Annotated in this window: 1 protein-coding gene; it reads left to right on the top strand. The window is 68.0% G+C overall.

Features of this window, described 5'->3' with window-relative positions:
• Positions 1 to 121: 121 nt before the first annotated feature.
• The coding region (locus tag EN850_RS35885; protein ID WP_136093093.1) for a response regulator at positions 122 to 284 on the top strand (163 nt) is incomplete at its 3' end.

The following is a 284-nucleotide window of genomic DNA, read 5'->3' as shown; positions in this document are numbered from 1 at the left end:
GCACCGCCAGCAGCAGGAGCAGCCCGCGAACAGCCCACCTACGCATCTGCGTCGATCTCCTAGAATCCTGCCAGGGACCGCGATGGTCGCGGTCCGGCGTGCCCGATGGCCATACTAGAGCATGAGCTTGCGCATCATCATCGCAGACGATCACCCGGTGGTCCGCATCGGTACCCGCGCCGTCATCGAGTCCAGCGGCGTGGGCCGCGTGGTCGGCGAGGCCGACAGCGCGCAGGCACTGATGACCCTGCTCGCCAACCAGCCCTGCGACCTGCTGGTCACCG

The sequence above is a fragment of the Mesorhizobium sp. M8A.F.Ca.ET.207.01.1.1 genome (genome assembly GCF_004794715.1).
Taxonomy (GTDB): Bacteria; Pseudomonadota; Alphaproteobacteria; order Rhizobiales; family Rhizobiaceae; genus Mesorhizobium.
The sequence above is the reverse complement of the archived record's forward strand: the minus strand, read 5'-3'. Positions and strand labels throughout refer to the sequence as shown.